Below are 17,085 nucleotides of genomic sequence, written 5' to 3'. Positions count from 1 at the left end.
CGACGCTGTTTTGGAGGCGTAGCGGTAACCTCCGGACGCGGCCGATGGGTCAGTGCGGTAACATCGCCGCCTCAGTCGGCGAGCGCGGCAGAACCGCTTAGCCCGTAGCGGCGCATCTTGAGGTAGAGGGTCTTGCGGGTGATGCCGAGGGCCGAGGCGGTGACGCCGATGCGCCCGTTATGACGCTTCAGCGCAGCGTCGATCGCCTCGGCTTCGGCCAGCGCGACCTCCTCCTCCAGCGTCCGCTCGATCCCGCGGGACGCTGCGACGCCGGCATCGAGATCCTCGAAATCCTCGTCCATGCCGAGCAGGCTGCGCTCGGCGGCATTGCGCAGCTCGCGGACATTGCCGGGCCAGTCCTGTCGCGACAGCCGCTGCAGCAGGTCGCGCCCGAGTGGTGGCGCGGAGCGGCCGACCCGCGCCGCCGCGAGCGCCAGGAAATGCCGGAACAGCATCGGGATGTCGTCGCGCCGGTCGCGCAGCGGCGGCAGGCGCAGGGTCACGACATTGAGGCGATAGACCAGGTCTTCCCGAAAGCCACCCGTCCTGGCGAGCGCGGCGAGATCGGCCTTGGTCGCGGCGACGATGCGGATGTCGACCGGGATTTCCTTGTTGGAGCCGAGCCGTTCGATCCGGCGCTCCTGTAGCGCGCGCAGCAGGCGCACCTGCGCCGCCATCGGCATCGATTCGATCTCGTCGAGGAAGAGGGTGCCGCCGCTGGCATGCTCGATCTTGCCGATCCGGCGCTCGCGCGCGCCGGTGAAGGCGCCAGCTTCGTGACCGAAGAGCTCGCTCTCGATCATGGTCTCGGGGATCGCCCCACAATTCACCGCGACGAAGCGCCCGGCGCGGCGATTGCCGAGGTCGTGCAAGGCGCGGGCGGCGACCTCCTTGCCGGTGCCGGTCTCGCCGAAGAGCAGCACGTCGGTGTCGGCGTCGGCGAGGAGCGCGAGCCGGCCGCGCAGGCGCGCAACCAACGGGGAGCTGCCGACCAGGCGGGCGGCCCATGGATCCTCGGGCGTTACGCCTGCCCGCAGCGAACGGTTCTCGATGATCAGCCGGCGGTATTCGCTCGCACGCCGGACCGTCTCGATCAGCAGCACGGGATCGGCCGGCTTCTCGACGAAATCCCAGGCGCCCTCGCGGATCGCCTTGACCGCCATCGGAACGTCGGCATGGCCGGTGATCAGCACCACCGGGATCTCCGCATCGATCGCGGTCACCGCCGCGAGCAGCCCGAACCCGTCGCGGCCCGGCATGCGCACATCGCTGACCAGGACGACGGAGCTGTCGCGGGTCAGATGGCCAAGCGCGGCATCGCCGGTGCGCTTGGCGATGACCTCGAAGCCGTCGAGCTCCAGCGTCAATCGCCAGGCTTCGAGCACCTCGGCGTCATCATCGACGAGGACGATTTTGGGAACGCTCATGCGTCGACTTCCAATGGGGCCATGACATGGGTCGTCGCACCCTCGAGCGTGATCAGGAAACGCGTGCCGCCGGGGCCGGTCTCCGCCACGGCGAGCGTGCCGCCCAGATCCTTGATGATGTTGTAGGACAGCGAGAGCCCGAGCCCGAGGCCCGAGCCGACCGGCTTGGTGGTGAAGAACGGATCGAAGATCCGCTCCAGATGGGTGCGGTCGATCCCCGGGCCGCTATCCTCGACCCAGATCTCGACCATGTGTCCGCGCCGGCGCGCGCCGACCGCCAATGTCGCGTCCGCGACGCCCGCAACGGCATCGAGGGCATTCGCAACGAGATTGACCAAAACCTGCTCCAACCGGATCTCCTCGGCATGCACATAGAGCCGGCCGCTCGGCAGGTCCCGCCGCAAGCTCACGCGTTCGGCGTCGAAGCGCGGGCCGAACAGGGACAGGGCGGTCTCGACGATCTCGCCGACCTCGACGGGGGCGAGCACGACACCGGGCTTGCGTGCAAAACGCCTGAGATGAGCGATCAGCTCGGCCGCACGCGTCGTCAGCGCCTGGATGCGTGCCATCGCCTGGCGCGCCTCCTCCGGCCGGCCGCGCTCCAGCAACAGGGCGCCGTTATGGGCATGGGAGCGAATCGCGGCGAGCGGCTGGTTGAGCTCATGGCTCAGGCCAGCCGCCATCTGCCCCAGAGCGGCGAGCTTGGCCGCCTGGATCAGGTCGTCGCGTGTCTGCCGGAAAACAGCCAGCGCGCGGGCGAGGTCGCCGAGCTCGTCATTGCCCGCTTTCGGCAGGACAGCGGAGGACTGGCCGCTGGCAATGCTGGTCGCCGCCTCGGTCAGCACGCGAAGCTGCGCCACGAGATGGCGGCGCACATAGAACCAGCCGATCAGCAGGGCTCCGAGCAGCGAGGCAGCCGCGATCGCCAGGAGCAGGTTGCGGCCGAGCAGGATCGCTTCGGCCGAGCGGTCGGCGGCGGCTTTCGCGACGGCCTCGGTCCTCTGCACCTCCTGCGAGACCAGCGCGCCGAGCTCGGTGACGAGGCGGCGGCTCTCGGAGATCAGGCGCTGGGCGTCGGCCATGGCCGCAAGTTCGACACGCTTGATGCCGGGCAATCCGGTCGCGGCATCGGCAAGGCCGATCAGGCGCTGCGTGATCTGCCGGACGGTGATAGTATCAGGCCAGCCGGCCAGCGCCTTCGCCTCGACCTCGAGCTGGTCGACGGCTTCGCCGATGACATGGCCGGTCTGCTCCATGTCTTCGCGGGTCTGGACCGTGCCCAGCCGGCCGAACAGGCCGACGATCAGGTTGGCCTGGGCGTTCAGCGTCATCAGCGCTTCGCTCTTGCGCATCTCCTCGCGGATCGCGTTGGGCTTGCCGGCTGTGGGGGCATCGCTGCCCGCCTGCCCCAGGGCCGTCTCGATGTTGAAGCGGCCATCGTCGGTCAGCGGCTCGATCTCGTCGAGAAGGTTCGCCTGCAGCCAACGCAGCTCCTCGCCGATAGCGCGGTTGCGCTCGCCGAGCGGGAAGCGGCGCTCGGAGACGGTATCGATCGCGCCGAGATTGCCGCGGATCGCCGTCGCCACCGCCGTCAGGGCCGGCACGTCGAAACCGCCCTTCGCCCGCTCCGACAATACGCTGTCGAGTTCGTCCAGCCGCTCGTCGACCACACGCCGGTTGCGCTCATAGCCGTCGCGCCGCTCGGCATTGGCGAGTTCCGGCATGCCCGCGATCACGCGGGCGCTCGCTTCGGCGAGCCTGGCAGCCGAGGCGAGGCCCGGCAGGTGGTCGCGAGCGATCGCCGCAAGCTCCTTGCTCAGCCGCTCATAGGAGATGACGCCGACGATGCCGGCGCCCACCGCAAAAAGGCCGACGCCGAGGAAGGCGGCGATCAGGCGCCCGCCAATGCCGAAGCGCCGGCCGGCCCAGGGAAGCCTCATGGCCGGCCTCCCGCCAGCCCGTCCTCGGCGCCAGCCCAGCCCGCAGCGACCAGCCGCTCTCCCGCCTGGCGCAATCTGGCCACGGCTTCGGCGGCGTGGCTTGCGATCGCGCCGCGGATCCCGGCTTCGATGCGCGCCTGCTCTTCGGGCACGGCGAGGCCGCGCGGCACATGCACGAGCTTGCGGAAGCGTTCCGGCTTTTCCAGTTCCGCAGCGGCGACCGGAGGCCGGGTCAGGGAAGCGCGGGCTTGTGTCAGAAACCGCGCCGCCTGCTCGTCAGGGTGGCTCAGCAGCGCCGCCTCCATGGTCTGGAGACTGCGCCAGAGCCTGGCATGCTCGGCGCGGCGGAAGGTGATCCACTCGTCGAAGACAATGTTGACCAGTTCGTAGCGGCCGGCCGAGAGACCTGCGTCGAAGCGGGTCTTGTTGAACAGGCCCGCCGTCTCCGACAGATGCGGCGGCGTCTCGTCCGGGCCATAGGCCGCGGGCGAAACCGCGAGGCGGCCGATCCGCGGCTCGCGCAGCAGCTTCTGCCCGTCGGGCGACAGCACGAAGTCGATGAAGAGCTCGGCCTCCTTCGGGTTGGGTGAGGTCGCCAGCCGCGCGATGTTGGCGGGCGCGAACAGGGTTTCCTCAGGCAGGACGAACCGGTTGGCCTCGCCTTCGGCCGAGCCCGCCTCGGTCAGGAAATCAATGGAAATACCGATGCCGAACCGGCCGCGTGCGACACCGGTCGTCACGCCGAAGCTGCGCGCCGTGATGGTCGCAAGATTGCCGCCGATCGCCGACCACAAAGCCCAGCCGCGCTCCCAACCGAGCGATTGCAGGAGGGCCTCGACCATCAGATGGGTGGTGCCCGAGCGGGCGGGCGAGGTCAGGCCGATATGACCGGCATAGACCGGCGCGGTAAGATCGGCCCAGTTGCGCGGCACCGGCAGGCCGCGCGCCGCAAGATAGGCCGGGTTGTAGACCAGCCCATAGCCGGAGATGGCGAAGCCGAGATAGCGGCCGGCCGGATCGTTGACCGGGTAGCCGGCAATGGTTTCGGGTGCGCCCGTCGCGCGCGGCTGCAGCTGCGCCAGCAGGCCGGCCTGTTTCAGAAGTTCGAAGGCATCGGGCGCCGAGGCCCAGAGCAGGTCCGTGTCATGCCGTTTGCCCGCATGGATGTCGGCGACCGCGGCCGTCGTCTTGCGTTGCACGATCTCGACGAGGATATCGGGATGCCGGGTCCGGAATGCACTGCGGAAAGGTTCGAAGAAGGAGGGCGGGAACGAGGTGACGATCTGGACACGGCGCGTCTGCGCCTGGCCGGCGCTCTGCCAGCCGAAGGTCAAAAGGACAAGCCAGAGACAAATGGCGCGGCGGCTCATGAAACCGTCATATAGCCGGCGATCGGACCCGCATAGATCGAGGGGCGCGACTTGCGGCAAGGGACGCCGACCTGTCGTGACCAGTCCCGGACGGATTCGAACGCCTGGTTTTCGGCTTGCAGATCGCCGTGCTGCTGTTCTTCAGCCGAGCAGCGGCAGCGCATAGGTCGGGGTCCGTCCGGCACTGGCGAAGAGCGCGAGGCAGCTCGCCACGTCCATCGCTGCGCCGTCCCAACCGATGTCACCGCGATGGATACCGCCGCCGATGAAGACGCTGTCGATGCCGGCCGCCTGCGCACCCGCGATGTCATGCTCCAATGAATCGCCAATCGCGACCACCAGGCTCTGCTCCAGCCCGAGCCGTGCGAGGCAGCTGCGGTAGATCCGCGGCTCGGGCTTGCCGTGATAGCGCACCGTGCCGCCCAGTTGCTCATAGGCACGCGCGACGAGACCGGGCGCTTCCTGCAGGCCGCCGTCAGGGCTGGCGCGATGCAGGTCCGGATTGGCGCAAACCATCGGCAGCCGGCGCTCGCTGGCGGCCCTGAGCACGTCCATCCAGCCGGCGACCGATTGCCGGGGCGGGTCCATGGTCATCAGCAGAATGAAATCGGCGGCCTCGACGTCATCGGCGAGGTCGAGGCCGAGCCCGTCAGCCAGATGGGCCTCGCCCGCGCGCGCCAGCAGCAAACAACGGCGGCCGAGCGCGCGATGGAACGGCTCGTCGCGCGTCGCCAGCGCCTCGCGGGCATCGTCGCCGGCCGATACGACCTCGCCATAAAGCGAGCGCGCAAAGCCCAGCTTCGCCAGCTGCGCGGCGTTCTCGGTGCCGAGGCGGCCGGAATTCGACAGGATGATCACGCGCTTGCCGGCGCGGCGCAGGGCTTCGAGCGCAGCCAGAGCGCCGGGGTAAGGCCGCACCCCGTCATGCAGCACGCCCCATTGATCGAGCAGGAAGCCGTCATAGCGCGGCACCAGCGCGGCCAGACCGTTCGGAAAGGTTGTGGGAGAAGGCAGCTGCGTCATCAGGGTTGGGGCGATACCGCCCGTCGCGGTGGATAAGGCCACTTAAGTTGCAAAACGACGGCGTCTCGCCTGGCTGGAATATGACAGTTTTGTGTCACATACTATAGCCGGCTCATAACGAAGATCGACCGGGAGAGACGCCAACAATGATCAAGACGCTGACTTGCCTGTCCGCCACGACCTCGCTGCTCCTTAGCCTCGGGCTCGGCGGCGCGGCGCAGGCACAGGACGCCTGCCCCAATCGCGGCCAGCTCGACACGATGTATTGCGACACCAACAAGGATCTCGTCGCCGACGTGCCGACCGAGGCCTCGAAGCAGAAGGACCCGTCGGCGCTGGTCTGGGCCTATACGCCGGTCGAGGACCCCGCCGTCTATGCCAACATCTTCAAGCCGCTATCCGACCACCTCGCCACCTGCACCGGCAAGCGCATCGTCTATTATCCCGTGCAGTCGAACTCGGCCGAGATCGAGGCGATGCGCTCGGGCCGCCTGCATTTCGCCGGCTTCTCGACCGGCCCTACCGGCTTCGCCGTCAACCTCGCCGGCGCGATCCCCTTCGCCGCCAAGGGTTCGGCGGCCGGCGTGCGCGGCTACAACCTCGTCGCCGTCGTCAAGGCGTCGAGCCCCTATCAGAAGCTCGCCGACCTCAAGGGCAAGAAGGTCGCCCACACCTCGCCCTCATCCAATTCCGGCAACCTCGCGCCGCGCGTGCTTTTCCCCGAGCTCGGGCTCGAAGCGGACAAGGACTACAAGCCGCTGATGTCCGGCGGCCACGACAAGTCGATCCTCGGCGTCGTCTCGGGTGACTACGATATGGGCGCCGTCGCCGGCGACGTCTACGAGCGCATGATCGTGCGCGGTACGATCAAGAAGGAGGACACCCGCGAGATCTATCGCAGCGCGATCTTCCCGACCTCCTCCTTCGCCTATGCCCACGACCTCAAGCCCGAGCTCGCCAAGAAACTGACCGACTGTTTCTTCTCCTTCCGCTTCACCCCGGAGATGACCAAAGAGTTCAACGGCGACGACCGCTTCCTGCCGATCACCTACCAGAAGGACTGGGCCGTCGTGCGAGATGTCGCCGAAAAGTCGGGCACGCCCTACAATAAGTCGGCCTACGACACCGAGGCCAAGCGCGAGGCCGACGAGCTGGCCAAGAAGAAGGCGCAGCAGCCGGCGCCGGCCAAAGCTCCCTGACGCGAAGGCCATAACAAGCTCATGAGCGCGCTTCCCGCCGCAGAGGCGCCCGGCCATGGCCGGGCGCTCGTCATCCGCAACCTCGTCAAGGAGTACCGCAAGGGCCAGCCGGTCCTGCGCGACATCTCGCTGAGCGTCACCGAGCCCGGCATCGTCGCGATCATCGGCCCATCCGGCACCGGCAAGTCGACGCTGATCCGCTGCATCAACCGGCTGGTCGACCCGACCTCCGGCTCGATCATGCTCGGTGGCACGGACCTGGCAAAGCTGCAGGGCGAGGCGCTTAGGGCCGCGCGTCGGCGCCTCGGCATGGTCTTCCAGGAGTACAACCTGGTCGAGCGGCTCACGGTGATCGAGAACGTGCTCTGCGGCCGGCTCGGCTATGTCCCGGTCTGGCGGGCCTGGACGCGGCGCTTCCCCGAAGCCGACATCGCCCGCGCCTTCGCGCTGCTCGAATCGGTCGGCCTTGCCGACTTCGCCACCCGCCGCGCCGACCAGCTCTCCGGCGGCCAGCGCCAGCGCGTCGGCATCGCCCGCGCGGTGATGCAGGAGCCCGACCTGATCCTCGCCGACGAGCCGACCTCCTCGCTCGATCCCAAGACCTCAGTCGAGATCATGGAGTTGCTCGCCAAGGTCGGCCGCGAGCGCGACATCCCGGTGCTGGTCAACATCCACAACGTCGCCTTGGCGCGCCGTTATGCGCTGCGCATGATCGGCATGTCGAAGGGCGTCATCGTCTATGACGGCCCGCCGGCCGGGCTACAGGAAAGCCACCTCGCCGAGATCTATGGCGGCGAAGGCTGGATGGAATGAGCGCTCCTCCCGTCAGCGCCGGCGGTAGCCTGCGCGCCCGCGCCTTCCCGCCGAACTGGCCGCTGCGCATCGGCGCGCTGCTGTTCGTCGCCTATGTGATCTATGCCGCCGGCATCGTCGACATCCGCTGGGAACGCTTCGTCCAGGGCCTCGGCAACGGCGCGCGCTTCCTTGGCCGCATGTTTCCGCCGAACCTGGCGCACGACAAAATGCAACTGCTCGCGCAGGGCATGCTGGAATCGCTGCAGATCGCCATCATCGCGACCGGCGCCGGCGTGCTGCTCGCCTTGCCCATCGGCCTCTGCGCCGCCCGCAACCTGATGCCTTTGCCGGTGACGGTGCTGGCGCGCGGGCTGATCGCGCTCTGCCGCACGTTCCACCCGGTCATCGTCGCCATCCTCTTCGTCAAGGCGGTTGGCTTTGGCGCGCTCGCCGGCATTTTGGCGCTGATCGTCGCGACGATCGGCTTCATCGCCAAGCTGATTGCCGAGGCGATCGAGGAAATGTCGATGAAGCCGATCGAGGCGCTGCGCGCCGCCGGCTCGCCCTTCCTCTCGGTCGTGACCATGGGCGTGGTGCCGCAGGTGTTGCCGCGCTTCATCGGTTTCGCCGCCTACCAGCTCGATTCCAACCTGCGCAATTCCGCCCTCGTCGGCCTCGTCGGCGGCGGCGGCATCGGCGCCACCCTGTTCACCGCCTTCCAGCGCTTCGACTATGATTTCGTGCTGACCATCATCATCGCGATCATCCTGGCGGTGATGGCCGGCGAGATCCTCTCCGCCTTCATGCGCCGGGTCTATCAGGACGAGGCGCCGAGCGGCGAGGTTAAGATCGGCGCCGCCGGCCCGGTCTGGCACCGCTTCACTACGGCCGAGCGCAGCATGCGCCTGGCCTTCTGGGGCTTGGCGGCATTGGCGCTCGGCTGGTCGGTCCAGACCATCGAGGTCATCCCGGAATTCCTCTATGACGCGCCGGCGCAGACGGTCGATCTCTTCGCCCGGATGTGGCCGATCGACTGGGCCTATTTCCCCAAGACCGTGCAGCAGGCGCTGATCGAGACGCTGCACACCGCGACGCTCGGCACGATCCTGGCGATCCTGCTGGCGACGCCTGTCGCGCTGATGTGCGCCCGCAACATCACCTCTTCGGCCTGGGTCAACACGCTCGGCCGCTTCATCCTGGTCGCGACGCGTTCGGTGCACACGTTGGTCTGGGCGTTGTTCTTCGTCGCCGTCTTCGGCCCCGGCGCGCTCGCTGGCGTTCTGGCGGTCGCGGTCCACTCGATCGGCTTCACCGGAAAATTCCTGGCCGAGGCGATCGAGGAGGCCAAGCCCGGCCCGATCGAGGCGCTGCGGGCAGCGGGCGCGCCATGGGGCTCCGTCCTGCTCAAGGGCTTCTGGCCGCAGGTGAAGCCGGCATTCCTGGCGGTCAGCCTGTTCCGCTGGGACATCAATGTGCGCGAAAGCGCCGTGCTCGGTTTGGTCGGCGCCGGCGGCCTCGGGGTCGCCCTGCAGGCGGCGATGGACAACCTCTATTGGGATCAGGTCGGGCTGGTGCTCGCCGTGATCTTCGCGGTGGTGGTCGTCACCGAGATCGTCACCGCCACATTGCGCGCGAAGGTGATCTGAGGGTCGGCTGGCTTCACACGCCGTTTCGGACAGCGCGGAACTGCGCGATGAAGGCCTGCGGATCGGGGAGCGAAGCCATCCGGGCGACCTCGCGCTCCTTCGGCGCCTTGGCTGCGAGCCCGCTCACGCTGGTCGGGAAGAACTGGATCGCCGGCGTGCCCTCGATGCCGTAGCGCGCCGCGAAGGCCTTCTCGGTCAGCTTGCTCCCGTCAAAATCGGTGACTTCGCGCGCGCCGAGAATGTTGAGATGCAGTACCGCGAAATTGTCGCGGATATAGGCTTCGATCGCCGGGTCGGCGAGATGGACTTCGTGCATGCGTCGGCAGGCCGGGCAATTGCGCAGGCCCCAGAGGATCGCAAAGCGCTTGCCGCCCTGGCTGGCAGTGCCGAGGTCCTCGGCGAGGTCGAGGAAGCTTTCGAGATACCAGTCCTCCTGGTAGAGCCCATCCTCGCCGAGCCGCGCCTTGGCCAAGGCCGGCACGAGCCCCGCCACGACCATCGTGCTCGCCAGCAAGCTGCGTCGTGTGATCATGGCGTCGCCTCCGCACAGAGCCTCGGCGGGCTCTGGTATAAACATATGAATACGACTATGTTCGGGGGATGATTGCAAGCGGGCGATATCGCGCGGGGCTGGCGGCAGCGTTCACGTTGTCGGGATTGCTGTCGGCGCCAGCCTTCGCCGCCGAGCTCGTCATGTACACGCGCAATGGTTGCCCGTTCTGCGTCCGCTTCGAACGGGAGGTCGCGCCGGTCTACGCCAAGACCCCGGAGGGCAAGGTCGCGCCGCTGCGGCGGATCGAGCTTCCGGCCGGCGGTGTCCGCGGCGGCGAATTGCGCGAGCCGGTCATCGCCACGCCGACCTTCGTGCTGGTGGAGGATGGCCGGGAGGTCGGCCGCATCACCGGCTATCTCAACGACGACATGTTCTGGGGTTTGCTCGGGCGGCTCGTTGCTGTCATTGAGAATCCCGAACAGGTTCAACGATCAGGCGCACAGACCCAATGACCGCGATCGTCTCAAAAGCGCTCGAAACCGAACTGCGCGACGGCGCCGAGTTCTCGCCCGAACTCGACCAGCTGATGCGCAAGGCCCGCAAGGCCAGCGATTTTCTGAAAGCCCTCTCGCATGAGAACCGGCTGCTGCTGCTCTGCCTGCTCGCCGAGCGCGAGCGAACGGTGACCGAGCTCGAGAACCTGCTCTCGCTGCGCCAACCCATGGTCTCGCAGCAGCTGGCGCGCCTGCGCCTCGACCAGCTCGTCACCACCCGCCGCGACGGCAAGGCGATCTATTACAGCCTCGCCAGCGACGATGTCCGGCGCGTCATCGCCGTGATCTACGACATCTTCTGCGGCCCGCCCGGGACCGAAGCCGGAAAATCGTGAGCAATCGTCGCCGCCATCGGCGCTTGTCATGATTGCGCTATCTGCCTGGGGCGCGACGCTCGCAGGCGTGGCGGTGGGCGCCGCCTGCGGCTTCACCGTCCGCCGGGCACGCCTGTGCTCGTTCGGTGCGGTCGAGGATGCCTGGATGGGTGGCGACACCCGCCGGCTGCGGATTTTCGGTCTTGCCCTCGCCATCGCACTGGTCGGCACACAGACGCTGATTGGCCTTCGCCTGCTCGACCCGGCGAATTCGACCTATGTCCAGTCGGCCCTGCCCTGGCTGTCGATCATTGTCGGCAGCACGCTGTTCGGGCTCGGCATGGCGCTGGTCGGAACCTGCGGCTTCGGCTCGCTCGTCCGCCTCGGTTCCGGCGATTTGCGCAGCCTGATCGTGATGATGGTCTTCGGCGCTGTCGCCTATGCGACGCTGCGCGGCATGTTCGCCCCGATCCGGATCGAAGTGCTGGAAAAGGTCTATTGGCCGCTTCCCGGTGGCCTCAAGGGCGATCTCGCCGGCATCCTGACCTATCTCGGTGCGCCGGCTGCGCGCGAGCTGATCACGGCCATAGGCGCCCTCGTCCTTATCGCCATCGTCGCCGCCGACCCCCGGTTGCAACGCTCGCCGCGCTTATTGCTGGCCGGCGCAACGCTCGGCCTTGCCGTCGTCGCCGGCTGGTGGGTAACCGGCGTTGCCGTCGATGCCTTCGAGACCGTGCCGCGGGCGCAGAGCCTGACCTTCGTCTCCCCCGTCGGCCGGGCGCTCTATGGTGTGCTGAGCGCGCCCTCGGCTTTGCTCGAATTCGGCATCGGCACGCTCGTCGGCGTGACGCTCGGCTCGTTCCTCTCGGCGCTCTACGACCGCGAATTCCGCTGGGAGGCTTTCGACGACGATCGCGAGATGCGCCGCCATCTCCTCGGCGCCGTGCTGATGGGCGGTGGCGGCGTGCTCGCTGGCGGCTGCACCATCGGACAGGGCATCTCCGCCGGCTCGATGCTGGCCCTGTCCTGGCCATTGGCGATCGCCGGCATGATGATCGGCGCACGGATCGGCATTGCCATCCTGATGGAGGGCTCGATCAAGGGGCTCTGGCAGCGCGGCTGAGGAGCCATACCGCTCCGACTTGCCTCAGGACGCCGCGACGAAGCGATAGGCCGTGCCCTGCCGCTCGACACGCCCGACCGCGCCGGGCAGATGGTAGCCGATCACTTGGCTCTTCTCCTGGCTGAGCCGATCGAGCAGGCGGCGCCGCGTCGCGACGGCGAGATCGGCATCATGGTCGGACGCCGGCCGCCACTCCGGCCGCGCAAACGAGATCTGCGGATGCGTCAGCGCATCGCCCAGCACCATGACTGGTCCACCGGCGCCCTGCAGCGCGAACGAGACATGGCCCGGCGTGTGGCCGGGCGTCACCACCGCCTCGATGCCCGGCAGCCATTCGCGGCCGGGCTCGAGCCGTTCGAGCTTGTCGCCCAGTTGCTTGGCGATCCGCTGCGCCCCGGCGGCGAAGGCGTGCCGATCCTCGGGCAGGCGCTCATAGACCTTGGGATCGGTCCAGAATCCGATCTCGGGCGCGGCCACCAGCCAGCGCGCATTGGGAAACAGCGGGCTGTCGAAATCGTCGAGTGCGCCCCAGAAATGATCGGGATGGAGATGGGTGAAGAGCACATGTGTCACCGCATCGGGCTCGATCCCGGCGACCTTCAGGCTCTCGCCGAGCTTGCCCGAGCCGGCCAGGAAATTCGCGCCCGAGCCGCAATCGAACAGGATGACGTCCTTGCCGCGCTTCAGGCAGGTGACGTTCAGCACCGACCGCGTCGGCCCGGTCTGCTTCGCCTCGGCGGCGAGTTCCGCCGGCGCGACATCTCGCGCCAGCATCGAGAGCGGCAGCTCGAAGCTGCCGTCGCTGAGGACTGTCAGCGTCTCGTCACCGCTGCCGAGCGTCGCGACGACCTGCGCCAGAGCCGGAGAGGCCAGGGCGCAGGCACCGGCGGAGACAAACAGGCGACGCGTCAGCATGGGCTGCTCCGACGAGGCTACTTGTTCACCGGCGATTCCGGGTCGAACAGATAGGCCATCACGTCCTTGATCTGCTGCTCGTCGAGCACCTTGTTGACGCCGAAGCGCGGCATGTTCGAGCAGGGCACCACCGCCATCGAATTGTAGATCTTGGTGTAGGCGTCCTTGATCGTCTCCGGATCGTATTTGCGGTCCTTGCCATAGGCCGCAAGGCTTGGGCCCAACGTGCCGTAGCTGACTTCCTTCGGATCGAGCTGGTGGCAGGCGAAGCAGTTGCCGCCGGCAACCGTGCCTGCCGGGTCGGAGAACTGGCCGCCGCGGCCATTGTTGGCAACCTGGTAGCCGTTCTTCCAGTTGCCGAGGAACTTGCCGTCGGCGGGATAGACGACGCGTACGGATTCCCGCTTCAGCATTTCGTCGGACTGCGCTGAGGACGGGTTGTTCCGCGTCACATTGCAGACCGAAAGCGAGTCATCCGGCTTGATCCTGGCCTGCCATTCGGCCGAGGCCTTGCCGAAGGTCGACTTCAGATAGGCGTCGATCACGGCCTGTGCCGGCCGTTCCTGGGCGTTGGCCGAACCCGCGGCGAGCAGCAGAGCCGTCAGGGGCAGGGCCGTCAGGGAAATGAGAACCTTGATCATCACGTTTCCCCTCAGCGCTTGATCGACGGAACTTTGATCTCACCGCCTTCGGCCTGCTTCTGCAGGAAGACGGTGAGCGCGGTCAGGGCCTCCGAGCCATATTCCGGCACCGGCCAGCGCTGCTGGCGATAGCAGTCCCAGAGCCGGTGCTGCATCGTCCTGAGCGCGCTCTGCGAGACGCGATAGGTCGGCCAGGAGCCCATCGTCTCCTGCGCGGTCTTGCCCTTGACCGAAAGGTTGGGCAGGCCCTGCAGGCGGATGCGCTTGCCTTCCTCGGCATGGCAGGTGGCGCAGGAGAAGTCGTTGACGCCGCCGCGCGTGTAGAACAGCGCCTCGCCGACCGCCGCCATCTCCTTTTCCTTGGGATGCGAGAGCTGCGGCTCGATCCTCATCTCGCTCGACTTGTTGGCGATGAAGGCGACGAGGTCCTCCATGTCCGAGGCCCGAGCCGGGCCCGAAAAGCGCCGCAGGACGACCTCCTTGGTGTCGAGCCCCTGCAGCTTGTCCATGCACCAGAGCAGGCGCTGCTCGGTGTCCATCACCTTGTCGGCGTCGGCGAAATAGCGCGGCAGCTTGGCGAAGGCGCCCTCTAACTTGCCCGGCCCCTCGCCGAGATCGCAGCCTTCCAGCGAAACGCCCTTGGTGCCGCGCTTCTCCGCCCACAGCCCTTCGCCGCGATCGACCGCGAGGAATCCCGGATTCGAGAACGGATCGGAGAGCATCTGGCGATAGCGCTCGATCTCCTTCTCGCTGTCGTCCTGCGGCGGCGATTGGGCCGTCAGCGGCCCGGCGGCCACTATCAAGACAGCCGCCAAAGCAGCCGCTCCGATCATCGGAAGCTTCATCCCTCGCCCTTTCGTTTCCTCCGGGACCGCTTATCCTGCGATCTCGTCGCCAGCCCTCTCGGGGGCTTTACATTCACAAAAAACAATATCACGATACGTGCAAATGATTGGCGTCCCGCTGTCGCGCCGTCAAGAGTTAAAACAAGACGAATTCGAAGGAGGAGCCCTCTATGCTGACCCACCTGCCGACGCTGTCGCGCCGTGATGCGGTGAAGGCCGCCGCCTGGGCTCTCGCCGCTGCCGCGATCGCGCCGCGGCTCGCTTTCGCCGACGAAAAGACCGTCGCCGCTGAGATCAAGAAGCTCTACGGCGACAAGCCGATGACCTCCGGCAAGATCAAGCTCGATGTGCCCGAGATCGCCGAGAACGGCCTGGTCGTGCCGATCAACATCGAGATCGAGAGCCCGATGACGGAGGCCGATTACGTCAAGGCCGTGCACGTCTTCGCCGAGGGCAACCCCCAGCCCGGCGTCGTCAGCTACCAGTTCACCCCGGCCTGCGGAAAGGCCTCGGCCGCGACGCGCATGCGGCTCGCGCAGACGCAGGACATCATCTGCGTCGCCGAAATGTCGAACGGCGCGCTGCATACGGCCAAGGCCAACATCAAGGTCACGATCGGCGGCTGCGGCGGCTGACGCCCCGCATCGTCATCGACCAGAACAAGGCGAGGAAATCCCCATGACCACCAAGCCCACGCCCCGCGTGCGCGTCCCCTCCAAGGCGACCGCCGGCGAGATGATCGAGATCAAGACGCTGATCTCGCACGAGATGGAATCCGGCCAGCGTAAGGACGCCAAGGGCGAGACCATTCCGCGCCAGATCATCAACAAGTTCTCGGCAAGCTTCAACGGCAAGCCCGTATTCGCAGCCGACTGGTTCCCGGCGATCTCGGCCAATCCCTACCAATCCTTCTTCTTCAAGGCGACGGAATCGGGCGAGTTCACCTTCACCTGGAAGGACGACAACGGCTCCGAATACGCCTCGAAGAACAAGCTGACGGTCGGCTGAGCCTTTAGGATCGCATCGCCGCCAGCTCCGGCGGCGCCTCCGCTTTGGATCCCCTGGATCGCGATGTGCGCGCATCCAAAGGATAAGTCATGATCTCAAGACGCGAATTCCTGCAGGCGACGGCGGTCGCCGCAGCTTTGACTGCTGGCTCCGGCCTCGGCCCGCTCGGGCGCGCCGCCGCCCAGCAGAAGCTGTCGCAGGCCGATATCCTGCGCTTCGAGCCGCAGGGCCAGGTCACGATCCTGCATGTAGCCGACATCCATGCCCAGCTCATGCCGCTGCAATTCCGCGAGCCGGCGGTCAATCTTGGCGTTGGTGAGGTCAAGGGCCTGCCGCCGCATTTGACCGACGCCGCCTTCCGCGAGCACTTCAGGATCGCCACCGGCTCGGCCAACGCCTTCGCGCTGACCTCGGACGACTTCGTCTCGCTCGCCCGCAATTACGGCCGGATGGGTGGGCTCGACCGGATCGCGACGCTGGTCAAGGCGATCAGGGCCGAGCGCGGCGACGACAAGGTCCTGTTGCTCGACGGCGGCGACACCTGGCAGGGCAGCTGGAGCGCGCTCCAGACCCAGGGCCAGGACATGGTCGACGTCATGTCAGCCCTGAAGCTCGACGCGATGACCTCGCATTGGGAGTTCACCCTCGGCGCCGAGCGCGTCAAGGAGATCGTCGAGAAGGCGTCCTTCGCCTTCCTTGCCCAGAACATCCGCGACAAGGAGTGGAACGAGCCGGTCTTCGCAGCCCGCAAGGTCTTCGAGAAGGGCGGCATCAAGGTCGCGGTCATCGGCCAGGCGCTGCCGCGCACCGCCGTCGCCAACCCGCGCTGGATGTTCCCGGAATGGGAGTTCGGCATCCGCGAGGACGAGTTGCAAAAGCAGGTCGAGGAGGCCCGCGCCGAAGGCGCCGCGATCGTCGTGCTGCTCTCGCATGACGGCTTCGACGTCGACCGCAAGCTGGCGAGCCGGGTCAAGGGCATCGACGTCATCCTGACCGCCCATACCCATGACGCCATGCCCGGGCTGATCCGCGTCGGGCAGACCGCCCTCGTCGCCTCCGGCTCGCATGGCAAGTTCGTCTCGCGCCTCGATATCGCCGTGAAGGACGGCAAGGTCGCCGATATCCGCTTCAAGCTGATGCCGGTCTTCGCCGATGCCATCGCGCCCGATCCGGAAATGGCGGCGCTGGTGACCAAGCTGCGCGCGCCCTTCGCCGCCGACCTGGCCAAGGAGATCGGGCGCACCGACTCCCTGCTCTACCGGCGCGGCAACTTCAACGGCAGCTTCGACGACCTGATCTGCGACGCGATGCTGAGCCAGCGCAACGCCGAGATCGCGCTCTCGCCCGGCTTCCGCTGGGGCGGCTCGCTCCTGCCGGGCGAGGCGATCACCTGGGAGGCGATCACCAATGCGACCGCGATCACCTATCCGAACTGCTACCGGATGGAGATGACCGGCCTGCAGCTCAAGGACATCCTCGAGGACGTCGCCGACAACATCTTCCACCCCGACCCCTATTTCCAGGGCGGCGGCGACATGGTCCGCATCGGCGGCATGGGCTACGCCATCGATGTCGGCAAGCCGATGGGCAGCCGCATCTCCGGCCTCACCCATCTGAAGTCGGGCCAGCCGATCGACGCCTCCCGCAAATACGTCGTCGCCGGCTGGGCCAGCGTCAACGAAGGCACGCAGGGGCCACCGATCTGGGATGTGGTGCGCGACCACGTCGCCGCGACCAAGACCATCACCATCAAGCCGAACGACGCCGTGAAAGTGAGCGGGGCATGAGCGCC

The 17,085-nt window shown here is 67.3% G+C and carries 17 protein-coding genes; 9 read left to right on the top strand and 8 right to left on the bottom strand.

Annotated features, from left to right (window positions below; all coding sequences use genetic code 11):
* Window positions 1-71: 71 nt before the first annotated feature.
* The 4 genes from ACSQ3M_RS27250 to ACSQ3M_RS27235 all read right to left on the bottom strand — a co-directional run bounded on the left by ACSQ3M_RS27250 (window position 72) and on the right by ACSQ3M_RS27235 (window position 5,802).
* Window positions 72-1,427, bottom strand: a complete 1,356-nt coding sequence (locus ACSQ3M_RS27250; RefSeq protein ID WP_436153215.1) for a sigma-54-dependent transcriptional regulator — start codon at window positions 1,425-1,427, stop codon at window positions 72-74.
* Complete coding sequence (locus ACSQ3M_RS27245) at window positions 1,424-3,367, bottom strand: ATP-binding protein (protein WP_436153214.1); 1,944 nt, start codon at window positions 3,365-3,367, stop codon at window positions 1,424-1,426. Before ACSQ3M_RS27245 ends, ACSQ3M_RS27250 begins: the two co-directional genes overlap by 4 nt.
* Complete coding sequence (locus ACSQ3M_RS27240) at window positions 3,364-4,737, bottom strand: ABC transporter substrate-binding protein (protein ID WP_436153213.1); 1,374 nt, start codon at window positions 4,735-4,737, stop codon at window positions 3,364-3,366. The genes ACSQ3M_RS27245 and ACSQ3M_RS27240 overlap by 4 nt, the downstream gene beginning before the upstream one ends.
* Before the next feature lie 141 nt (window positions 4,738-4,878).
* Complete coding sequence (locus ACSQ3M_RS27235) at window positions 4,879-5,802, bottom strand: TIGR01459 family HAD-type hydrolase (protein ID WP_436153212.1); 924 nt, start codon at window positions 5,800-5,802, stop codon at window positions 4,879-4,881.
* A gap of 104 nt (window positions 5,803-5,906) precedes the next feature.
* Between ACSQ3M_RS27235 and phnD the strand changes: the two genes are divergently transcribed.
* The 3 genes from phnD to phnE are packed head-to-tail and all read left to right on the top strand — an operon-like array spanning window position 5,907 to window position 9,400.
* Window positions 5,907-6,959, top strand: coding sequence for a phosphate/phosphite/phosphonate ABC transporter substrate-binding protein (gene phnD, locus ACSQ3M_RS27230; RefSeq protein WP_436153211.1), 1,053 nt, complete (start codon window positions 5,907-5,909; stop codon window positions 6,957-6,959).
* 21 nt (window positions 6,960-6,980) lie between these two features.
* Window positions 6,981-7,772, top strand: a complete 792-nt coding sequence (gene phnC, locus ACSQ3M_RS27225; protein WP_436153210.1) for a phosphonate ABC transporter ATP-binding protein — start codon at window positions 6,981-6,983, stop codon at window positions 7,770-7,772.
* Complete coding sequence (gene phnE, locus ACSQ3M_RS27220; RefSeq protein ID WP_436153209.1) at window positions 7,769-9,400, top strand: phosphonate ABC transporter, permease protein PhnE; 1,632 nt, start codon at window positions 7,769-7,771, stop codon at window positions 9,398-9,400. The genes phnC and phnE overlap by 4 nt, the downstream gene beginning before the upstream one ends.
* 13 nt (window positions 9,401-9,413) lie before the next feature.
* Here phnE and ACSQ3M_RS27215 read toward each other — a convergent pair whose 3' ends face one another.
* A complete protein-coding gene (locus ACSQ3M_RS27215; protein WP_436153208.1) occupies window positions 9,414-9,932 on the bottom strand; it encodes a thioredoxin family protein in 519 nt (172 codons plus the stop codon).
* A 116-nt stretch (window positions 9,933-10,048) separates the two neighbouring features.
* Here ACSQ3M_RS27215 and ACSQ3M_RS27210 point away from each other — a divergent pair, with 116 nt between their 5' ends.
* From ACSQ3M_RS27210 to ACSQ3M_RS27200, 3 genes are read left to right on the top strand one after another with little or no spacing between them, the layout of a single operon-like run.
* The gene (locus tag ACSQ3M_RS27210) at window positions 10,049-10,405 is read left to right on the top strand and encodes a hypothetical protein (protein ID WP_436153207.1); all 357 of its coding nucleotides are present in this window, start codon (window positions 10,049-10,051) and stop codon (window positions 10,403-10,405) included.
* Complete coding sequence (locus ACSQ3M_RS27205; RefSeq protein ID WP_057191327.1) at window positions 10,402-10,782, top strand: ArsR/SmtB family transcription factor; 381 nt, start codon at window positions 10,402-10,404, stop codon at window positions 10,780-10,782. The genes ACSQ3M_RS27210 and ACSQ3M_RS27205 overlap by 4 nt, the downstream gene beginning before the upstream one ends.
* Window positions 10,783-10,810: 28 nt before the next feature.
* The gene (locus ACSQ3M_RS27200; protein WP_436153206.1) at window positions 10,811-11,884 is read left to right on the top strand and encodes a YeeE/YedE family protein; all 1,074 of its coding nucleotides are present in this window, start codon (window positions 10,811-10,813) and stop codon (window positions 11,882-11,884) included.
* A 24-nt stretch (window positions 11,885-11,908) separates the two neighbouring features.
* Here ACSQ3M_RS27200 and ACSQ3M_RS27195 read toward each other — a convergent pair whose 3' ends face one another.
* Genes ACSQ3M_RS27195 through soxA form a run of 3 tightly spaced genes read right to left on the bottom strand, consistent with a single transcriptional unit; the run spans window position 11,909 to window position 14,273 of the window.
* The gene (locus tag ACSQ3M_RS27195; protein ID WP_436153205.1) at window positions 11,909-12,799 is read right to left on the bottom strand and encodes an MBL fold metallo-hydrolase; all 891 of its coding nucleotides are present in this window, start codon (window positions 12,797-12,799) and stop codon (window positions 11,909-11,911) included.
* A gap of 17 nt (window positions 12,800-12,816) precedes the next feature.
* Window positions 12,817-13,440: a sulfur oxidation c-type cytochrome SoxX gene (soxX, locus tag ACSQ3M_RS27190; protein WP_436153204.1), complete on the bottom strand. Its 624-nt coding sequence runs from the start codon at window positions 13,438-13,440 to the stop codon at window positions 12,817-12,819.
* An 11-nt stretch (window positions 13,441-13,451) separates the two neighbouring features.
* A complete protein-coding gene (gene soxA, locus ACSQ3M_RS27185) occupies window positions 13,452-14,273 on the bottom strand; it encodes a sulfur oxidation c-type cytochrome SoxA (RefSeq protein WP_436153203.1) in 822 nt (273 codons plus the stop codon).
* A gap of 182 nt (window positions 14,274-14,455) precedes the next feature.
* On the opposite strand from soxA, the gene soxY reads away from it, so the two are divergent.
* The 3 genes from soxY to soxB all read left to right on the top strand — a co-directional run bounded on the left by soxY (window position 14,456) and on the right by soxB (window position 17,080).
* Entirely contained in the window at window positions 14,456-14,920 is a 465-nt protein-coding gene (gene soxY, locus ACSQ3M_RS27180; protein ID WP_436153202.1) for a thiosulfate oxidation carrier protein SoxY, read from the top strand.
* Window positions 14,921-14,963: 43 nt separating this feature from the next.
* Window positions 14,964-15,293, top strand: a complete 330-nt coding sequence (gene soxZ / locus ACSQ3M_RS27175; protein WP_436153201.1) for a thiosulfate oxidation carrier complex protein SoxZ — start codon at window positions 14,964-14,966, stop codon at window positions 15,291-15,293.
* Window positions 15,294-15,382: 89 nt separating this feature from the next.
* Window positions 15,383-17,080, top strand: coding sequence for a thiosulfohydrolase SoxB (gene soxB / locus ACSQ3M_RS27170; protein WP_436153200.1), 1,698 nt, complete (start codon window positions 15,383-15,385; stop codon window positions 17,078-17,080).
* Window positions 17,081-17,085 lie beyond the last annotated feature (5 nt).

It is taken from the genome of Allobosea sp. LjRoot90 (assembly GCF_964254315.1).
Classification (GTDB): domain Bacteria; phylum Pseudomonadota; class Alphaproteobacteria; order Rhizobiales; family Beijerinckiaceae; genus Allobosea.
Note: the sequence above shows the minus strand (reverse complement) of the source record. Positions and strands in the feature narration are given on the sequence as shown.

Coding starts and splice junctions, on each gene's coding strand:
- ACSQ3M_RS27250 (WP_436153215.1), bottom strand. CDS start 1,427: ATGAGCGTTCCCAAAATCGTCCTCGTCGATGATGACGCCGAGGTGCTC.
- ACSQ3M_RS27245 (WP_436153214.1), bottom strand. CDS start 3,367: ATGAGGCTTCCCTGGGCCGGCCGGCGCTTCGGCATTGGCGGGCGCCTG.
- ACSQ3M_RS27240 (WP_436153213.1), bottom strand. CDS start 4,737: ATGAGCCGCCGCGCCATTTGTCTCTGGCTTGTCCTTTTGACCTTCGGC.
- phnD (WP_436153211.1), top strand. CDS start 5,907: ATGATCAAGACGCTGACTTGCCTGTCCGCCACGACCTCGCTGCTCCTT.
- phnC (WP_436153210.1), top strand. CDS start 6,981: ATGAGCGCGCTTCCCGCCGCAGAGGCGCCCGGCCATGGCCGGGCGCTC.
- phnE (WP_436153209.1), top strand. CDS start 7,769: ATGAGCGCTCCTCCCGTCAGCGCCGGCGGTAGCCTGCGCGCCCGCGCC.
- ACSQ3M_RS27215 (WP_436153208.1), bottom strand. CDS start 9,932: ATGATCACACGACGCAGCTTGCTGGCGAGCACGATGGTCGTGGCGGGG.
- ACSQ3M_RS27205 (WP_057191327.1), top strand. CDS start 10,402: ATGACCGCGATCGTCTCAAAAGCGCTCGAAACCGAACTGCGCGACGGC.
- ACSQ3M_RS27200 (WP_436153206.1), top strand. CDS start 10,811: ATGATTGCGCTATCTGCCTGGGGCGCGACGCTCGCAGGCGTGGCGGTG.
- ACSQ3M_RS27195 (WP_436153205.1), bottom strand. CDS start 12,799: ATGCTGACGCGTCGCCTGTTTGTCTCCGCCGGTGCCTGCGCCCTGGCC.
- soxX (WP_436153204.1), bottom strand. CDS start 13,440: ATGATCAAGGTTCTCATTTCCCTGACGGCCCTGCCCCTGACGGCTCTG.
- soxA (WP_436153203.1), bottom strand. CDS start 14,273: ATGATCGGAGCGGCTGCTTTGGCGGCTGTCTTGATAGTGGCCGCCGGG.
- soxY (WP_436153202.1), top strand. CDS start 14,456: ATGCTGACCCACCTGCCGACGCTGTCGCGCCGTGATGCGGTGAAGGCC.
- soxZ (WP_436153201.1), top strand. CDS start 14,964: ATGACCACCAAGCCCACGCCCCGCGTGCGCGTCCCCTCCAAGGCGACC.
- soxB (WP_436153200.1), top strand. CDS start 15,383: ATGATCTCAAGACGCGAATTCCTGCAGGCGACGGCGGTCGCCGCAGCT.